The organism is Cupriavidus sp. GW822-FHT06G04, assembly GCF_058799075.1.
This window is the reverse complement of record NZ_JBXALD010000002.1, coordinates 323,532-340,688: the sequence shown is the minus strand read 5'-3', so window position 1 is coordinate 340,688 and position 17,157 is coordinate 323,532. Positions and strand designations below refer to the sequence as shown.

17 protein-coding genes are annotated in these 17,157 nt (G+C 60.0%); all 17 read left to right on the top strand.

The annotated features are described in order from the left end of the window. The first annotated feature begins 7 nt into the window (after window positions 1-7). Window positions 8-1,183, top strand: a complete 1,176-nt coding sequence (locus tag AC1RKI_RS05585) for a glycosyltransferase family 4 protein (protein ID WP_170292555.1) — start codon at window positions 8-10, stop codon at window positions 1,181-1,183. A gap of 109 nt (window positions 1,184-1,292) precedes the next feature. Continuing rightward, entirely contained in the window at window positions 1,293-2,708 is a 1,416-nt protein-coding gene (locus AC1RKI_RS05580; protein ID WP_150979666.1) for a mannose-1-phosphate guanylyltransferase/mannose-6-phosphate isomerase, read from the top strand. A 14-nt stretch (window positions 2,709-2,722) separates the two neighbouring features. Beyond that, complete coding sequence (gene gmd / locus AC1RKI_RS05575; protein ID WP_244785905.1) at window positions 2,723-3,853, top strand: GDP-mannose 4,6-dehydratase; 1,131 nt, start codon at window positions 2,723-2,725, stop codon at window positions 3,851-3,853. 7 nt (window positions 3,854-3,860) lie between these two features. Further along, complete coding sequence (gene fcl, locus AC1RKI_RS05570) at window positions 3,861-4,799, top strand: GDP-L-fucose synthase (protein ID WP_150982928.1); 939 nt, start codon at window positions 3,861-3,863, stop codon at window positions 4,797-4,799. A 43-nt stretch (window positions 4,800-4,842) separates the two neighbouring features. Further along, window positions 4,843-5,673: an ABC transporter permease gene (locus tag AC1RKI_RS05565; protein WP_492794573.1), complete on the top strand. Its 831-nt coding sequence runs from the start codon at window positions 4,843-4,845 to the stop codon at window positions 5,671-5,673. 2 nt (window positions 5,674-5,675) lie between these two features. Next, on the top strand, window positions 5,676-7,001 hold the full coding sequence (locus AC1RKI_RS05560) for an ABC transporter ATP-binding protein (RefSeq protein WP_492794574.1): 1,326 nt from the start codon (window positions 5,676-5,678) through the stop codon (window positions 6,999-7,001). Then, window positions 6,998-7,765 carry a glucose-1-phosphate cytidylyltransferase gene (gene rfbF, locus AC1RKI_RS05555; RefSeq protein ID WP_150982921.1) on the top strand — a complete coding sequence of 256 codons (768 nt, stop codon included), beginning with the start codon at window positions 6,998-7,000 and terminating at the stop codon, window positions 7,763-7,765. Before AC1RKI_RS05560 ends, rfbF begins: the two co-directional genes overlap by 4 nt. Then, a complete protein-coding gene (gene rfbG, locus AC1RKI_RS05550; protein ID WP_492794576.1) occupies window positions 7,762-8,841 on the top strand; it encodes a CDP-glucose 4,6-dehydratase in 1,080 nt (359 codons plus the stop codon). Before rfbF ends, rfbG begins: the two co-directional genes overlap by 4 nt. Continuing rightward, on the top strand, window positions 8,838-9,389 hold the full coding sequence (gene rfbC / locus AC1RKI_RS05545) for a dTDP-4-dehydrorhamnose 3,5-epimerase (RefSeq protein ID WP_492794578.1): 552 nt from the start codon (window positions 8,838-8,840) through the stop codon (window positions 9,387-9,389). Before rfbG ends, rfbC begins: the two co-directional genes overlap by 4 nt. After that, window positions 9,386-10,615: a methyltransferase domain-containing protein gene (locus AC1RKI_RS05540; protein WP_492794580.1), complete on the top strand. Its 1,230-nt coding sequence runs from the start codon at window positions 9,386-9,388 to the stop codon at window positions 10,613-10,615. The genes rfbC and AC1RKI_RS05540 overlap by 4 nt, the downstream gene beginning before the upstream one ends. A 12-nt stretch (window positions 10,616-10,627) precedes the next feature. After that, complete coding sequence (locus tag AC1RKI_RS05535; RefSeq protein ID WP_150982926.1) at window positions 10,628-11,743, top strand: DegT/DnrJ/EryC1/StrS family aminotransferase; 1,116 nt, start codon at window positions 10,628-10,630, stop codon at window positions 11,741-11,743. Further along, window positions 11,733-12,503 carry a formyltransferase family protein gene (locus AC1RKI_RS05530; protein ID WP_492794582.1) on the top strand — a complete coding sequence of 257 codons (771 nt, stop codon included), beginning with the start codon at window positions 11,733-11,735 and terminating at the stop codon, window positions 12,501-12,503. The genes AC1RKI_RS05535 and AC1RKI_RS05530 overlap by 11 nt, the downstream gene beginning before the upstream one ends. Further along, entirely contained in the window at window positions 12,490-13,308 is an 819-nt protein-coding gene (locus AC1RKI_RS05525; protein WP_150982591.1) for a cephalosporin hydroxylase family protein, read from the top strand. Before AC1RKI_RS05530 ends, AC1RKI_RS05525 begins: the two co-directional genes overlap by 14 nt. Window positions 13,309-13,328: 20 nt before the next feature. Then, window positions 13,329-14,246 (top strand): glycosyltransferase family 2 protein, encoded by a 918-nt coding sequence (locus AC1RKI_RS05520; RefSeq protein WP_490714048.1) that lies wholly within the window; start codon window positions 13,329-13,331, stop codon window positions 14,244-14,246. 31 nt (window positions 14,247-14,277) lie between these two features. Continuing rightward, window positions 14,278-15,234, top strand: a complete 957-nt coding sequence (locus AC1RKI_RS05515) for a class I SAM-dependent methyltransferase (RefSeq protein ID WP_492794585.1) — start codon at window positions 14,278-14,280, stop codon at window positions 15,232-15,234. A gap of 36 nt (window positions 15,235-15,270) precedes the next feature. Further along, window positions 15,271-16,149 carry an alpha-1,2-fucosyltransferase gene (locus tag AC1RKI_RS05510; RefSeq protein WP_341247901.1) on the top strand — a complete coding sequence of 293 codons (879 nt, stop codon included), beginning with the start codon at window positions 15,271-15,273 and terminating at the stop codon, window positions 16,147-16,149. Continuing rightward, window positions 16,146-17,138, top strand: coding sequence for a glycosyltransferase family 2 protein (locus AC1RKI_RS05505; protein WP_341247902.1), 993 nt, complete (start codon window positions 16,146-16,148; stop codon window positions 17,136-17,138). Before AC1RKI_RS05510 ends, AC1RKI_RS05505 begins: the two co-directional genes overlap by 4 nt. The last annotated feature ends 19 nt before the right edge of the window (window positions 17,139-17,157 follow it).

The window sequence follows — 17,157 nt, the reverse complement described above, 5'->3', positions numbered from 1 at the left end:
GGATTGCTTGCGACAGCCCGGCGACGCCACGCGCACGTTTGCGCGCGATGGCGCGCGCGCCAGGACAGAGCGCCGCGCGATACTGTTCTGCGCCAACACCGCATGGTCGATGTATCGCTTCCGCCGTGGCATGCTGACCGCGCTGATCCACGACGGCTACGAGGTGCACGTCGTGGCGCCGGAAGACGCCGAGGCAGCGTCGCTGCGCGCCATGGGATGCATTTTCCATCCGATGACGATGGCGGCGCAGGGACGCAATCCGTTTCAGGATCTGAAGCTGGTGGCATCGCTGCTGGCGCTGTACCGGCGTGTAAAGCCCGCGCTGATTTTCCATTACACGATCAAGCCGAATATCTATGGCTCGATCGCCGCGCGACTGGCGGGCATCCGGTCGATTGCCGTGACGACTGGGCTGGGCTATGTATTTATTAACAAGGGTCTGGTTTCCAGCCTGAGCAAGTTGCTGTATCGCATTTCGCTGCGGTTTTCCGGGCAGGTGTGGTTCCTCAACCAGGAGGATCGCCGCGCATTCGTGTCCGCGGGCCTCGTCGACGTGCGGAAATGCACGGTGCTGCCGGGCGAGGGCATCGACCTCGATTTTTTTGCCCCCGTACCGCAGCCTGTCAGTTCGGACCAGCAGTTTTGCTTCCTGCTGATCGCGCGAATGTTGTGGGACAAGGGTGTCGGCGAATACGTTGCCGCCGCGCGCGCCCTGAAGGCCAAGTACCAGCATGTGCGCTTCGTACTTGCCGGACCGGCCGGTGGGGAAAGCCCGAGCGCAATCCCGCAAAGCCAGGTCGAGGCATGGGTCAGAGAGGGCGTCGTCGAATATCTGGGAATGGTGCCCGATATTCGACCGATGATCGGCGCGGCAAATTGCGTAGTGTTGCCGTCCTACCGCGAAGGCATTCCGCGCGCCTTGCTGGAGGCCGCAGCGATGGAACGCCCGGTGGTCGCCACTGCCGTGCCCGGGTGCATGGATGTGGTGGACAACGGAGAAACCGGACTGCTGTGCAGGGAACGCGATCCGCGCGACCTGGCCTCGAAAATGGAAGAAATGGTCCTGCGTGACCGCGAAGGCATACGCCGGATGGGTGCGGCGGGGCGTGCCAAAATGCTGTCGATCTTCGATGAAAAGTTCGTGATCGAACATTACCGGAATGTGATTCACGCCCTGGTTTAGTTTCGGTGGAAAAGAATGGAATAAGCCGCGATTCATGTCTGCCAGATGGCCAACGGCATGCATCGCGAATGGAATTTGAATTGGCCGGACGCTGGAGCTTGCGATTTCTATGACTTTTGTTCCTGTGATTCTCTCGGGTGGAGCGGGTACCAGGCTGTGGCCTGTCTCGCGCGAGCTGCATCCCAAGCCCTTTATCCGGTTGGGGGGCTCGCACAGCCTGCTGCAGAAGACGTTCCTGCGCGCCGCGGCATTACCCGACGTTGCCGAAGTGCTGACGGTGACCAATCGTGAATTGTTCTTCAAGACCGAAGACGAATATCGCGAGGTCAACGAAGCTTGCCTGGCCACCTCCTATCTGCTGGAGCCCTTCGGTCGCAACACGGCCGCCGCGATTGCTGCCGCCGCGCTCGACGTGGCAGAACGCCATGGCGACGATGCGACGTTGCTGATTCTGGCTGCCGACCACGTCATCAAGGACCAGGCGGCCTTCGCCACCGCCATCGCGCAGGCGCGGGTGCTGGCCGGGCAGGGTCGGCTGGTGACGCTCGGCATTCGTCCGGACGGACCCGAAACGGGCTATGGGTATATCGAGGCGGACGGTTCGAACGTGCGCCGCTTCGTGGAAAAGCCGTCGCTGGAACGCGCAACCGAATATTGCGCCAGCGGTCGCCATTTCTGGAATGCGGGAATCTTCTGTTTCCGCGCGGGGACGCTGCTGAGTCAGCTCGAAATGCATGCGCCTGACGTGCTGGATGCCGCGCGCGCATGCATGGCGGCATCGAAGCCCCTTCGCGGCGATCGCGTGGTCCAGCGCACACTGGACGCGCAGACTTTCGAGCAGGCGCCGAACATCTCCATCGACTATGCGCTGATGGAGAAATCGTCGGACGTCGCAGTGGTGCCATGCGAAATCGGCTGGAGCGATGTAGGTTCATGGAGCGCCATCAGCGACATGACCGACGCCGACGGCGGCGGCAACAAGGTGGAAGGCGAGGCATTGCTGCATGACGCGGCGAACTGCTACGTGCGCAGCGAAGACCGTCTGGTCACGCTGGTCGGCACCAACGACCTGATTGTGGTGGACACGGCCGACGCGCTGCTCATTGCCGACCGGTCGCGCGCCCAGGAGGTCAAGGAGATCGTTCGCCAGCTCAATTCCCAGGGGCACATGGCCAGCAAGATCCACCGCAAGGTGCATCGTCCCTGGGGGACATACACGGTGCTGGAGGGCGGTACGCGCTTCAAGATCAAGCGCATCGAGGTCAAACCGGGCGCCTCGCTTTCACTGCAGATGCATTACCACCGCAGCGAGCACTGGATCGTCGTCAGTGGCATGGCGAAGGTGATCAACGGTGAAAACGAACTACTCGTCAACACGAACGAGTCCACATACATTCCGGCTGGTAATCGCCACCGGCTTGAAAACCCGGGCAAGTTGCCACTGGTCATGATCGAAGTCCAGTGCGGGGATTATCTCGAAGAAGACGACATCGTCCGCTTCGAGGATTCCTACGGCAGAGCTTAAGAACAGGATATGCAATGAAAAAGGTCGCGCTTATTACAGGGATTACCGGTCAGGATGGAGCCTATCTCGCAGAATTCCTGCTGAACAAGGGCTACGAAGTGCATGGCATCAAACGCCGCGCTTCGCTTTTCAATACGGATCGTATTGACCATCTGTATCAGGACCCGCACGTCGATCACCGCAATTTCATCCTGCACTATGGTGATCTGACAGACTCCACCAACCTGATCCGCATCATCCAGCAGGTGCAGCCGGACGAGCTCTATAACCTGGGCGCGCAGTCACACGTGGCCGTGTCGTTCGACAGCCCCGAATACACGGCCAACAGCGACGCACTGGGCGCGCTGCGCCTGCTCGAAGCGATTCGCATTCTGGGACTGGAAAAGAAGACGCGCTTCTATCAGGCTTCGACCTCGGAACTCTATGGCCTGGTACAAGAGATTCCGCAGAAGGAGACCACGCCTTTTTATCCGCGTTCGCCGTATGCCGTGGCCAAGTTGTATGGCTACTGGATTACCGTCAACTATCGCGAGTCGTACGGCATGTACGCGTGCAACGGCATCCTGTTCAATCACGAATCGCCGCTGCGCGGGGAAACCTTTGTCACGCGCAAGATCACGCGCGCGATCAGTCGTATCGCGCTGGGCCTGCAGGATTGCCTGTACCTCGGCAACCTGAACAGCCTGCGGGATTGGGGCCACGCGCGCGACTACGTGGAAATGCAGTGGCTGATGCTGCAACAGGAACAGCCCGAGGATTTTGTCATCGCCACTGGCGTGCAATATTCGGTGCGTGATTTCGTTCGTATCGCTGCGGCTGAACTCGGCATCACGGTGCGCTTCGAGGGCGAGGGCGTGAACGAAATCGGTATCGTGGACAGTGTCGACGCGCAAAAGGCCGCTGCATCGGGCCTGAAAGTGGCCGTGGGCGAGACCATCGTGCGTGTCGATCCGCGCTATTTCCGGCCCGCCGAAGTGGAGACCTTGCTTGGCGATCCGACCAAGGCGCGCGAGAAGCTTGGCTGGACGCCGCGCACCACGTTCGCCGAGCTGGTGCGCGAAATGGTGGAAGCCGACTTCGACCTGGCGCGCCGCGACAGCCTGGTGAAGGAAGCCGGCTTCAAGGCGTTCAACTACCACGAGTGACGCGATGATGAATCCTCAAGCCAAGATCTATGTGGCCGGGCATCGCGGCCTGGCCGGCTCGTCGATCGTGCGTCGACTGCGTGCGGCGGGCTACAACAACCTCGTGCAGCGTACGCACGCCGAACTGGACCTCACGGACCAGGGCGCCGTGGAAGCCTTCTTCGAGACTGAACGACCGGAATACGTGTTCCTCGCCGCGGCGAAGGTGGGCGGCATTCACGCCAACAACACGTACCCCGCCGAGTTCATCCGCGACAATCTGGCCATTCAGACCAACGTGATCCATTCGGCCTGGAAGAATGGCGCGCGCAAGCTGCTGTTCCTCGGATCGTCCTGCATCTATCCGAAATTTGCGCCGCAGCCGATGCCGGAAAGCTGCCTGCTGACCGGCGAACTGGAGCCGACCAACGAGTGGTATGCCATTGCGAAGATCGCCGGCATCAAGATGTGCCAGGCGTATCGCCGTCAGTACGGTTTCGACGCCATCTCGCTGATGCCGACCAATCTCTACGGCCCGGGCGATAACTTCGATTTGCAGAACTCGCACGTGTTGCCGGCCTTGCTGCGCAAGTTCCACGAGGCCCGCATGCGTGGCGATGAGGAAGTGGTGGTGTGGGGCACGGGGACGCCGCGCCGCGAATTCATGCATGTGGATGACCTCGGCGCCGCGGCCGTATTCCTGATGGAAAACTATTCGGACGAAGCGTTCGTCAACGTTGGCGTCGGCAGTGACGTATCGATCCGCGAACTGGCTGACATCGTCAAGGAAGTCACCGGGTTCCAAGGCCGCATCGTGCAGGACACAAGCAAGCCGGACGGCACGCCGCGCAAGCTGATGGATGTCAGCCGCCTAGATTCGCTCGGTTGGAAGGCTCAGGTGGAATTGCGCGAAGGCGTGGCCCAGACCTACGCGTGGTTCGTCGAGCACTACGCGCAGGCTCAATAAGATATCGGGCGGCTGGGTAGCCAGTGCCTGAAATACAAGCGATATGAGTACGGCAGACAACGTTACCTATCTTGAAAGCGGACGCGCCGCCAAGGACTATTGGCGGGATTTCTGGCGCCATCGCGAACTGCTCATGTTCCTGGTGTGGCGCGACATCATCGTGCGCTACAAGCAGACTGTGGTCGGTACGAGCTGGGTGCTGATCCGGCCGTTCCTGACCATGCTCGTGTTCACCTTCGTCTTTGGCAAGGTGGCAAATCTGGCATCGGGCAACGTGCCATATTCGCTGGTGGTATTCACGGGACTGCTGCCGTGGTTTTTCTTTGCGAGCGCCCTGAGCGAATGCAGCAATAGTTTGGTTGGCAATTCGCACCTGATTTCGAAGATCTATTTTCCCCGCCTGATCGTGCCGGTAGGGTCGATCACGGTCTCGATCGTCGATTTTCTTATCACCTTCGTGCTGCTGTTCCTGGTAATGGCCTGGCATCGCTTCATGCCAGGCTGGCACATCGTGTTCGTGCCATTGTTCATCCTGCTGGCCATCGCGGTGTCGTTCGGACTGGGACTCTGGACTGCCGCGCTTAATGTCCGTTTCCGTGATTTCCGTCACCTGATCCCATTCGTGCTGCAACTGGGCGTGTACGTGTCTCCGGTTGGTTACAGCAGTCAGGTGCTGCCGGAGAAATGGCGGCTCGTGTATTCGCTGAACCCGATGGTGGGTGTGATCGACGGCTTCCGCTGGTCGATCCTTGGCAGCGATTTCACGATGTATTGGCCCGGCCTGATTATCTCGATTGTCATGAGCGTTACGCTGGTGGCGACCGGTATCTGGTATTTCCGCAAAACGGAAGCCACCTTTGCGGATGTGATCTAACAATGACCACTGCGATTCACGTCGAAAATCTGTCCAAGTGCTACACGATTGCGCACCAGCGCGCCAGTCGTGACGAGTCGCTGCGCTTTGCCATCGAGCGAAACATTCGCGCGGTTGGCGCGCGCATGCTGGGGCGCGGCACGCGGCAGAGCATTGCGCTGCCGGACGACGAGATCCAGCAGACCGAAGACTTCTACGCCCTGAACGACATCTCGTTCGAGGTGCAGACCGGTGAGCGCGTGGGCATCATCGGCGCCAACGGCGCGGGCAAATCGACGCTGCTGAAGATTCTCAGCCGTATCACCGAGCCGAGCCGCGGCCGCATCACCATTCGCGGACGTGTATCGAGCCTGCTGGAAGTCGGCACGGGATTTCACCCGGAACTCACCGGCCGCGAGAACATTTTCCTGAACGGCGCCATCCTTGGGATGCCTCGTAGCGAGATCAGAAAGAAGTTCGACGAGATCGTCGCGTTCTCGGAAGTCGAGCGATTCCTGGACACGCCGGTCAAGCACTATTCGAGCGGCATGTATGTGCGGCTGGCATTCTCGGTGTCAGCTCACCTCGACCCCGAGGTCCTCATCCTGGACGAAGTGCTGGCCGTGGGCGATGCGCGTTTCCAGAAGAAGTGCATGAACAAGATGCGCCGCTTCAGTGAGGAAGGACGCACAGTGCTGTTCGTTAGTCATAGCGCCGCTGCCATCAGCCAGTTTTGCAGCACGGCCATTTTCCTGGAGAAGGGCCAGATCAAGCTGATGGGACCGGCGCAGGACGTGGTCGAGCAGTACATGCTGCAAACCACGGCGGGAATGGACGAGGAAGCTGGGCCTGAGTTGGTGGGATCCCGCACGCTTGTGCAGCCAAGCGGCGACGAATCGATCCAGATCGAGGCGATTGAACTGGTCACGCCGTCGGGGGCCAGGGACGGTCGCGTGCACATCAACGATCCGCTGTCGATCCGGTTGTCGTTCCGCGTGCTGGAGAAGACCGATCATATCTTCGTTCCCAACCTGCACGTGCGGACCATCGACGGGATGTACGTCACCGTCGTCACGCCGCCGTCTAGCGAGGTTCGGCGGCTCGACGCGGGCGTCTACGTTGCCGATTGCGAGATTCCTGGGAACCTGCTCAATAACGGCGTCTTCACGGTGCAGGCGGCCATTACATCTTTCAATCAAGGCCAAACGGTGCACGCGAACGTGCCAAATGCCTTGACGTTCGAGGTCGTCGACGATCTCTCCGACACCACCTATCGCAACGGCTACATGCAGGCCATTCCTGGCGTCATTCGCCCGCGCCTGCAGTGGCAAATTGGAGCATCGGCATGAAGGTCGTGATTCTGGCGGGCGGCCTGGGCACGCGTATCAGCGAGGAATCGCACCTGAAGCCCAAGCCGATGATTGAGATCGGGGGCAAGCCTATCCTCTGGCACATCATGAAGATCTATTCCCATTACGGGATCAACGATTTCGTGATCTGCCTTGGCTACAAGGGCTATGTCATCAAGGAGTATTTCGCCAACTACTTCCTGCACATGTCCAACGTCACGTTCGACATGGCGCGCAACCACATGGAAGTGCATGAGCGATACGCCGAACCGTGGCGCGTGACGCTGATCGACACCGGTGCGGAGACGCTGACCGGCGGCCGGCTCAAGCGTGTGCGCGACTACGTGGGCGACGAGACATTCTGCTTTACCTATGGCGATGGGGTGACCAACCTCGACATCGGGTCGCTGATCAAGTTTCACCAGCAGCACGGCAAGCTCGCCACGGTCACGGCGATTCAGCCGCCCGGCCGCTACGGCGCGTTGAACCTGACCGGCCCCGCCGTCAGCAATTTCCAGGAAAAGCCGGCAGGCGACGGCGCGTGGATCAACGGCGGCTTTTTCGTGCTCGAGCCGAAGGTTTTCGACTACATCGAGAACGATCGCACCAGTTGGGAATCGACGCCGCTGCAACGTCTGGCGCAGGAAGGCGAATTGATGGCGTATCAGCACGATGGCTTCTGGCAAGCGATGGATACGCTGCGCGACAAGAACCATCTGGAAGATCTGTGGGCGGCCACGCCACCGTGGAAGGTGTGGGCATGACCGAGTTCGGCGACGCCTATCGCGGCCGGCGCGTGCTGCTGACGGGCCACACGGGCTTCAAGGGCAGCTGGCTCGCGCTTTGGTTGTCGCGGCTAGGCGCCATCGTGACCGGCGTCGCGCTTGCGCCGGAGACGACGCCGAACCACTGGGACCTGCTCGGCCTGAACATGGCATCGCACATGGTCGATATTTGCGACCGCGACGCGTTGGCGCGCGTGGTGGCCGACGCGCAGCCTGAGGTGGTGTTCCATCTGGCCGCGCAGCCGCTGGTGCGTCGCTCGTACCGCGAACCCGTCGACACCTGGGCCACCAACGTCATGGGTACGGCCAACCTGCTCGAATGCTGCCGGAGTGCACCGTCGGTGCAGGGTGTGCTGGTCGTTACGTCAGACAAGTGCTACGAAAACCACGAGTGGGTCTGGGGCTATCGCGAAAACGATCGCCTGGGCGGTCACGATCCGTACAGTGCATCGAAGGCTGCGACGGAACTGCTGGTCGCGAGCTATCGTGCGTCATTTTTCCATGCCGTCGATGCACCGGCGCTGGCGTCAGCGCGTGCCGGCAACGTGATCGGCGGCGGCGACTGGTCGGAGGATCGGCTGATTCCCGACGTAGTTCGCGCGGTCACGCAGGGAACCGCGGTGGAAATCCGCTCGCCCGCCGCTACGCGACCGTGGCAACACGTGCTCGAATCGCTCAGCGGTTATCTTTTGCTCGGCCAGCGTCTGCTGGCGCGCCGGCATGATGCCGCCGAGGCGTGGAACTTCGGTCCGGCCGAGGAAGGCAACCGGCCGGTGCAGGCCGTGATGGAGCGCATCGCCGAACTATGGCCCGCCATGCATTGGCATGTGGCGAACAATGCGGACTTGCATGAAGCCCGGCTGCTATATCTTGACAGCGCGAAGTCGCGCGCAGGATTGCAATGGCAGCCAGTATGGGGCTTTGACGATGCGCTGGCTGCCACGGTGGCTTGGTATCGGGCCTACCTGTCGCAGGGCGCGGTGATCAGTGATGAGCAGCTCGATCAGTACGTGCAGGCCGCCCGCGCCCGCAATCTGGCGTGGTGTCAGTCATGAAGGTCGAGCCAACGCCAATTGCCGGCGCGCTGGTGGTGACAGGCCAGGCCCTGGCCGATCATCGCGGCGCCTTCCAGCGACTCTATTGCGACCGCGAACTGGCGGGCGTGCTGGCGGGACGTCAGATCGTCCAGATCAACCACTCGCGCACCACGCAGGTGGGCGCCGTGCGCGGCATGCATTACCAGTTGCCGGGCGATGCGGAAATGAAACTCGTGCGTTGCCTGCGTGGTCGCGTCTGGGATGTGGCGGTCGACCTGCGGGCCGGTTCGCCGACGTTCCTGCGTTGGCATGCTGTGGAACTGTCGGCCGACAACGCACGCATGTTTGTCATTCCCGAGGGCTGCGCGCATGGATTCCAGGTGTTGGCGCCGGAATCGGAATTGTTGTATTTGCATACCGCGCACTACGCGCCGAAGTCGGAAGGCGGCGTTCGCCATGACGACCCTGCGGTCGACATCGATTGGCCGCTGCCCGTTGCCGACCTGTCCCAGCGCGATCGTGCGCACCCGTTATTAAGCAGCGATTACTCCGGAATCCAGTTATGAAGTGCCGCCATTGCGAAAACCTCCTGTCCAACGTCTTTCTGGACCTTGGCTTCGCACCGCCCAGCAATGCCTATCTGAGCGAGGCGGCGCTGCGCGCGCCGGAAACGCATTTCCCGCTGAAGCTCTTTGTCTGCGATCGATGCGGACTTGTGCAGACGGAAGACTACGCACGGGCCGATGAACTGTTCAATGGCGATTACGCGTACTTCTCGTCGGTGTCGCGCAGCTGGCTCGATCACGCTGCACGCTACGCCGACATGATCACGAAGCGGCTGGCGCTCTCGAGCGAGAGCCTCGTCATGGAAGTGGCGTCGAACGACGGCTATCTGCTGCGCAATTTCGTCGCTGCCGGCATTCCATGCCTGGGTGTCGAGCCGACTGCCAGCACGGCGCAGGCCGCGGAAAAACTCGGCATTCCGGTGCTGCAGGAGTTTTTCGGCAAGGCGCTTGCCGCGCGTCTGGCGGAGCAAGGCCAGCGCGCCGACCTGATCGTGGGCAATAACGTATTCGCGCACGTGCCCGATATCAACGATTTCACCGCCGGGCTCAAGGCCGCGTTGAAGCCGGGCGGCACGATCACGCTGGAATTTCCGCATTTGATGCGACTGGTAGAACAGGTGCAATTCGATACCGTCTACCACGAGCATTTCTCGTACCTGTCGCTGGCCACGGTGGCAACCATCTTCCGTGCGGCGGGCTTGCGTGTTTGCGATGTCGAGGAATTGCCGACGCACGGCGGCAGCCTGCGCGTTTATGGCTGCCATGCCGACGACGCGCGTGCGGACACCGCGGCGCCTGCACGTGTGCTCGATGCGGAAGCCAGTGCGGGCCTGAGCGATTTTACTGGCCACGCTTATCGCACGTTTCAGGCGCGTGCCGACGCGGTCAAGGATGGCCTGCTGACCTTCCTGATCGAGCAGAAACGTGCCGGCAAGACGGTTGCGGCCTACGGTGCAGCCGCCAAGGGCAACACGCTGCTCAACTACGCCGGCGTGAAGCCGGACCTGCTGGGCTACGTCTGCGATGCGGCGCCGTCGAAGCAAGGGAAGTTTCTTCCCGGCAGCCATATTCCGATCGTGTCGCCGGACCAACTGGCGCAGACCAGGCCGGACATCGTACTGATCCTGCCGTGGAACATCGCCGACGAAGTGACGACGCAACTTGCCTACATCCGCGAATGGGGCGGCAAGTTTGCTGTGGCCGTGCCGGCGATCAACGTATTCTGAGGAGAGCGTCCTGTGTCGCGCATCTACTACACGAAGCCTTCCATTACCGAGCTGGAAGTCCGCTATGCAACCGACGCTGCGGCGAACGGATGGGGCGAGCACTGCTACGACTATATCCACAAGTTCGAGCAGGGGTTTGCCGAGCATCTTGGCGTGAAGCACGCAATCGCCACGTCGAGTTGTACCGGCGCCATGCACCTGGGGCTGGCAGCGCTGGGCATCGGGGCCGGCGACGAAGTGATCCTCGCGGATATCAACTGGATTGCCACCGCATCGCCGATCGTGCATCTTGGTGCGACGCCTGTACTGGTCGATATTCTCCCAGACACCTGGTGCCTGGATCCGCGGAAGGTGGAAGCGGCCATCACGCCGCGCACCAGGGCGATCATCGCCACGCATATCTACGGCAGCCTTTGCGACATGGACGCGCTGATGGCGATCGGGCAGCGTCATGGCATCCCAGTTATCGAAGACGCGGCGGAAGCTCTCGGCTCGGCCTATGGTGGCAAGCGCGCGGGCGCGATTGGGACATTCGGCACGTTTTCGTTCCATGGCACCAAGACGTTGACGACGGGCGAGGGCGGCATGTTCGTGACCAACGATCCGGCGCTGTACGAGCGTGTGCTGACGCTTAACAACCATGGACGGGCGAGAGGCGAAACGCGTCAATTCTGGTCGGAGCGGGTCGGTTTCAAATACAAGATGTCAAATATCCAAGCCGCCATCGGATGCGCGCAGCTTGAACGCATCGACGAATTGGTAGACAAGAAGCGCGCGATTTTCCAGTGGTACAAGGAGGCGTTGGCGCCTCTGGCGGCAGTCGCGAAAATGAACGTCGAACACGCTGGGACAGTGAATGGATACTGGATGCCGACACTGGTGTTTGACCAGCATGCCGGTTTCGATCGTGAGGCGGTTCTAAAGCGGTTCAAGGACGAGAACATCGATGGGCGCGTATTCTTCTGGCCCCTCAGCGTGCTCGGTGTGGACGGTATTCCTACCGATGTGGATACACCGGTAGCACACGACATTTCGCCCCGTTCGATCAATCTTCCGAGCTACCACGACATGGGCCCTGCGGAAGTGGAGCGGGTAGCAAACGTATTGCTGAGCTTCCATGAAGCCTGATCCAATACGAATCGGCTCGATTGGCTTTATGGCTGACCAGGACGTCGGCCTGGCAGCGGTTCGCTACGTGCTCGAAAATTTTCGCGACGACGTTCGCTACGTGGTGACGACCGCTGACAACGAAATCGCGGCATTGTGCAGGCTGCATCAGTGCAATGTGGTCCTGGCAAGCGCGATAACCGACGAAAACGCTGCTGCCTTGCTGGGCGACGTGGACCTGCTGATTCTTGCTTGGTGGCCGAAGATTCTGCCCAGGGCCGTGATCGACATTCCGCGTCGGGGCGTTGTGAATTTTCACCCGAGCCTGCTGCCGCACAACCGGGGCAAGCACTACAACTTCTGGACCATTGTGGAGGACAGCCCTTTTGGTGTTTCCCTTCATCTTGTCAACGAAGGTGTCGACCAAGGGGACATCCTGTTCCAGGCGCCCATTGAGAAAACTTGGGAAGACACCGGCGGTTCGCTATATGCGGCCGCGAAGCGGGCAATGGTTGCGCTGTTCGAAAGGCATTACCAGGACCTGGTAAATGGCAACTACGTCCCGCGGCCACAAGATCTTTCCAAGGGAAGTTTCCACCTTGCCAAGGAACTCGAGCCGGCCAGCGAAGTGTTTCTCGACAAGTCATATCAGGGCAGAGAGATCTTGAATCTGCTGAGGGCCCGAACGTTTCCGGGCAACCCGTCGTGCTATTTCCACGACGGGGGAAAAAAATACGAAGTGCGCATATCAATTGAAGAGGTGAAAAATGGGGCCGATTGAAGAATTCCAGCGACGCAATGCAGAACTGATCGAGAAGGGTGCAGCCGACGAGTCGCTCCGTCAATTGACGCGCCAGTGGTTCGATCGTGCCAATGCGTTTGAGTATTCGTACCATTACGCCTGGATGTCGCGCCCGATTATCCAGTACCCGCAAGACGTGATGGCAATGCAGGAGATCATCTGGCAGGTCAAGCCGGATCTGATTATCGAGACCGGTATCGCGCACGGCGGATCGTTGATCATGAGCGCGTCGATGCTCGCACTGCTCGACTACTGCGAGGCCGTCGAAAACGGCACGACACTCGACCCCAAACACACGCGGCGCCGTGTGATCGGCATTGACATCGATATTCGCGAGCACAACCGCAAGGCCATGGAAGCGCATCCGATGAGCCATCGCATCGACATGATTCAGGGATCGTCGGTGGACCCCGCGGTTGTCCAGCGCGTGCACGAGGCGGCCAAAGGCTATAAACGCGTGCTGGTATGCCTGGATTCGAATCACACGCACGACCACGTCCTGCAGGAACTTGAAGCCTATGCATCGCTAACGAGCATGGAAAGCTATTGCGTAGTGTTCGATACGGTGGTTGAAGACCTGCCCGATGAAGCGTCGTCCAATCGTCCGTGGGGCAAGGGAAACAATCCCAAGACCGCCGTTCACGAATACCTGCGCCGGCTTGAAGCCAATGCCGTAAGCGGTTCAGACGGTGCGCCACTGCATTTCGAAATCGACAAAACGATCGAGAACAAGCTGCTGATCACCGTAGCGCCGGACGGGTTCCTGAAGCGTGTGCAACGGTAAATGGTTGGGAATTTGTAAGCATGTCCGACAAGCGTATTGTTGTTGAGCGTGATCCAGTGCTATCACTGGTGAGCATTGGGATTCCCACGTTCAATCGACCGGAGGGATTGCGGCGTACGCTTGAGCAGATATGCGCTCAGACCTATCCCAGGCTGGAAATCATTGTGTCCGATAACGCGTCCACCGATCCTATGGTTGAGGAAATCGGACGGAGATTTGCGGAGGAAGACGCGCGGGTCACCTATATTCGCCAGCAGGCCAACATCGGCGCGATGCCGAATTTCAAGCATGTATTGCGCTGTGCGACGGGTCAGTATTTCATGTGGGCGGCGGATGACGACGAGTGGTCGCCATACTTTGTGGAAAGGTGCCTCGCAAACTCTCGTGATGGCGAAAGCGTCGCTTGCAAATTCGATACGCTCTTCCGATACACCGGCCATCGCGAAACCAACCCGGTGCCCGCGTTGGACCCGGACAAAGGTCAGTTGGCCAACCTGCAAGCTTTCTTCGGCCTCATGCAGCCAAGTTTGATTTATGGGTTGCATCAGCGGAAGACCTTGGATTTTTTCGCCGATCTGCCGAATTTCGATTTCGTCGATTGCTATTTTGTCTTGCAGCAGATTCTGGGGCCGGGTCTCCGCACCATTCCGGATGTGCTCTATACGGCCGGGGTGGATGCGGCAACTTATGAGATCAAGTATTCGGATGCAAAGTCTAAGAAATTCGACTATGCCCCTTTCTACCTACGCACCGCGTGGCTGGTGCTGCGGACGCCAAAACTGGGAATACGCGAAAAATACGACGCTCTTAAAGCGCTGAAACAGACGATCTTCGGACTGATCAGGCATCACGAAGGATGCGACGATCCCCAGCCGATCCTGCGAGCTCAGGTGAAGCGCTATTGGCGACGGATGTTCGTACCCGGTTTCGTCGTATAGGCGAATTCGAACACCTTGATATAGATACCGCATGTACCAGACGAACAAGATGAGTATCAACCCAAAGCGATTGAGCAAGTCGATGTGGCGAAGCTCTCGCGCGTTGCTTCAGCGCGTGCTTTTGAATTTGCTCGCCAAATCGCTCGACAGTGGAGTTTCGATTCGCTATGCGGACGCTGCGCCGGTCTTTGAAAAACTGGCCTCGCAGCATCCTGACGACGGCATTGCGATGCTGCGCGCACGCCTGGGCGATACGTCGACGGACGCGGCGAGTGCCAGCCAGATCGACGGGATCGTCAACTTCTCGGCCTATATGCGCGACGAATGGGTCGCGCAGAAGGCGGCTTCGTTGCCGGAGGGTGCAAGCGTTCTGGATGCTGGCGCGGGGCAATGCCAGTACAAGAAGCTGTTTGCCCATACGCACTATCACGCGCAGGATTTTGCTCAGTATGGCGGGACCGAAAACGGACCGCTACAGGAAACCTGGGACTATCCACCGCTCGACTACGTTTGCGACATCACCAACGTCCCAGTCGACGACGGTGCGTTCGATGCCGTGATCTGCACCGAAGTGCTGGAGCATGTTCCAGACCCGATTTCGGCAGTGCGTGAGCTTTGCCGGGTGACAGCGGAAGGCGGACGTCTGTTTATTTCCGCGCCGCTGGGTAGCGGAATCCACCAGGAGCCCTATCACTTTTTTGGAGGGTTCTCGCCGTATTTCTATCGGAAATATCTTGCCGAGTTCGGATGCGAAATTGTGGAGATAAAGCCAATTGGCGGACTGCTCCGACATGTTGCGCAGGAAGTCCACCGCGCGGCACGGACAATGGATCATGATGGAGATGTACTGACGCGCGAGCGTCGTTACGTGATGATGGATTGGTTGCCGCGTCTGCTTGACGACCTGGACGACAAATACTTCGTCGAACAATTTACCGTCGGCTATCTCGTCGAAGCGCGCAAGTGTGCGAGCGGTGAAGCTCCCTGAGCAATTACAGACACGGGAATCTAGAAGTTGACCTCCATGATCATTGCCAACCTCATCGGCGGACTGGGCAACCAGATGTTTCAGTACGCCACGGGCCGCGCCGTGGCGCATCGGCATAATGTGCCGCTTCTGCTCGATGCCAGCGGTTTCGCGCATTACGATCTGCGTCGTTATGAACTGGGCGAACTGTCGATCCGTGCGCGCGTGGCGTCGGAAGACGAGTTGACGCGTTTCGGCGTCAAGGCAAAGGCACCGACGCTGTTGAATCGCCTCGGCAAGGCACTGGGATTGGACAAGCCTGCCAATCAGCTCAAGGAGGCGTCGTTCACCTACGACGCGCGTATCGAGCAGGTCGTGCCGCCGGTATATCTCGATGGCTATTGGCAGAGCGAACGCTATTTCGCGAATATCGCAGACTTGCTGCGCGAGGAATTCACGCTGAAGGCGCCCGTCGATGCGGCCAATGAACGGATTGCGGCGCAGATTCGCGAAGCCGGGGCCGCCGCGGTGTCGTTGCATATTCGACGCGGGGACTATGTGAACAACCCGCAGACCGCGCAATATCACGGCGTCTGTTCGCTCGACTATTACCGGGCTGCGGTGGACTACATTGCCGCGCGCGTGTCGGCCCCGCATTTTTTCGTGTTCTCCGACGATCATGCGTGGGTGAGCGAAAACTTCAAGCTCGATCACGCGGTCACGCTGGTCGATGTGAATGGCGCCGATCGCGGCGTGTGGGACATGGCGCTGATGAAGGCGTGCCGTCACCACGTGATCGCCAATAGCTCGTTCAGTTGGTGGGGCGCATGGCTGAACCCGCACGCGGATAAGATCGTGGCGGCGCCGCAGCGCTGGTTCAGTGGCGCGTCGCATGATACGCGCGATCTGATTCCCGCTTCCTGGATCCGACTATGACGACGCCGCTGATCAGTGTCGTGCTGCCGGTGTACAACGGCGCGGCGGATGTAAGGAAGGCCGTGGAGAGCATTCTCGCGCAGACCTTCGAGGACTACGAACTCATCCTCATCAACGACGGGTCGAAGGACGACTCGGCTCGGGTGCTGGAGTCGCTGAGCGATCCACGGATTCGTCTGTACCACCAGGACAATATGGGCCTGGCGGGAACGCTGAATCGCGGTATCGGACTGGCGCGCGGACGATATATCGCGCGTCAGGACCAGGACGACCTGTCGCATCCGGAGCGCTTCGCGCGTCAGGTCGACTTTCTCGAAAAGCACCCGGATCATGGCCTGCTGGGTACGGCCGCGCAGATCTGGGTGGGCGACACGCCAACCGACCGCGCGCACGATCATCCCACCGATCATGGCGCACTGAGCTTCGAGCTGCTGTTCAACAATCCGTTCGTGCATAGCTCGATCATGATGCGCAAGGCCACCGTCGAAGCGGTGGGCGGCTATACCACCGATCCTGCGCGTCAGCCGCCTGAGGACTATGAGCTATGGTCGCGCATGGCGCGCGCCGGCCGCGTGGCCAATCTGCCCGAGCGGCTGCTGGTGTATCGCGAGGTACCGGCCAGCATGTCGCGCACCGGCCCCAATCCGTTCCTGGAGCGCCTGGTGCTGATTTGCGCGGAGAATGTCGCGGCGGTGCTGGGGCAGCAAGAACCCTCGGTCGATGTACTTGATGTGGCGGCGCTGACACATTCAGCGCTTCATCGGCTGTCGCCGCGCCCCGATATCGAACGCATGTGCAACGTGGTTCGCCTGGCAGGCCAGAAACTTGCGGCACAATCTCCGCAATCGGATGTGATGCGCCGCACGGAAGTAAAGATCCAGAATTTGCGTCATCAGTATCTGATCCAGAAGCACAACATGAGCTGGGCCCGTCCCATCGCGCGCGCTGTGCGCGACTTCGGTCGCCGAATCGGCATCCTGCCGCGCTGATGCGAAAAAGTAGGTGACG

What these genes read in the sequence shown, in the direction of transcription:
- AC1RKI_RS05580 (WP_150979666.1), top strand. Translation starts at nt 1,293, where the DNA reads ATGACTTTTGTTCCTGTGATTCTCTCGGGTGGAGCGGGTACCAGGCTG.
- gmd (WP_244785905.1), top strand. Translation starts at nt 2,723, where the DNA reads ATGAAAAAGGTCGCGCTTATTACAGGGATTACCGGTCAGGATGGAGCC.
- fcl (WP_150982928.1), top strand. Translation starts at nt 3,861, where the DNA reads ATGAATCCTCAAGCCAAGATCTATGTGGCCGGGCATCGCGGCCTGGCC.
- AC1RKI_RS05565 (WP_492794573.1), top strand. Translation starts at nt 4,843, where the DNA reads ATGAGTACGGCAGACAACGTTACCTATCTTGAAAGCGGACGCGCCGCC.
- AC1RKI_RS05560 (WP_492794574.1), top strand. Translation starts at nt 5,676, where the DNA reads ATGACCACTGCGATTCACGTCGAAAATCTGTCCAAGTGCTACACGATT.
- rfbF (WP_150982921.1), top strand. Translation starts at nt 6,998, where the DNA reads ATGAAGGTCGTGATTCTGGCGGGCGGCCTGGGCACGCGTATCAGCGAG.
- rfbG (WP_492794576.1), top strand. Translation starts at nt 7,762, where the DNA reads ATGACCGAGTTCGGCGACGCCTATCGCGGCCGGCGCGTGCTGCTGACG.
- rfbC (WP_492794578.1), top strand. Translation starts at nt 8,838, where the DNA reads ATGAAGGTCGAGCCAACGCCAATTGCCGGCGCGCTGGTGGTGACAGGC.
- AC1RKI_RS05540 (WP_492794580.1), top strand. Translation starts at nt 9,386, where the DNA reads ATGAAGTGCCGCCATTGCGAAAACCTCCTGTCCAACGTCTTTCTGGAC.
- AC1RKI_RS05530 (WP_492794582.1), top strand. Translation starts at nt 11,733, where the DNA reads ATGAAGCCTGATCCAATACGAATCGGCTCGATTGGCTTTATGGCTGAC.
- AC1RKI_RS05525 (WP_150982591.1), top strand. Translation starts at nt 12,490, where the DNA reads ATGGGGCCGATTGAAGAATTCCAGCGACGCAATGCAGAACTGATCGAG.
- AC1RKI_RS05520 (WP_490714048.1), top strand. Translation starts at nt 13,329, where the DNA reads ATGTCCGACAAGCGTATTGTTGTTGAGCGTGATCCAGTGCTATCACTG.
- AC1RKI_RS05515 (WP_492794585.1), top strand. Translation starts at nt 14,278, where the DNA reads ATGTACCAGACGAACAAGATGAGTATCAACCCAAAGCGATTGAGCAAG.
- AC1RKI_RS05510 (WP_341247901.1), top strand. Translation starts at nt 15,271, where the DNA reads ATGATCATTGCCAACCTCATCGGCGGACTGGGCAACCAGATGTTTCAG.
- AC1RKI_RS05505 (WP_341247902.1), top strand. Translation starts at nt 16,146, where the DNA reads ATGACGACGCCGCTGATCAGTGTCGTGCTGCCGGTGTACAACGGCGCG.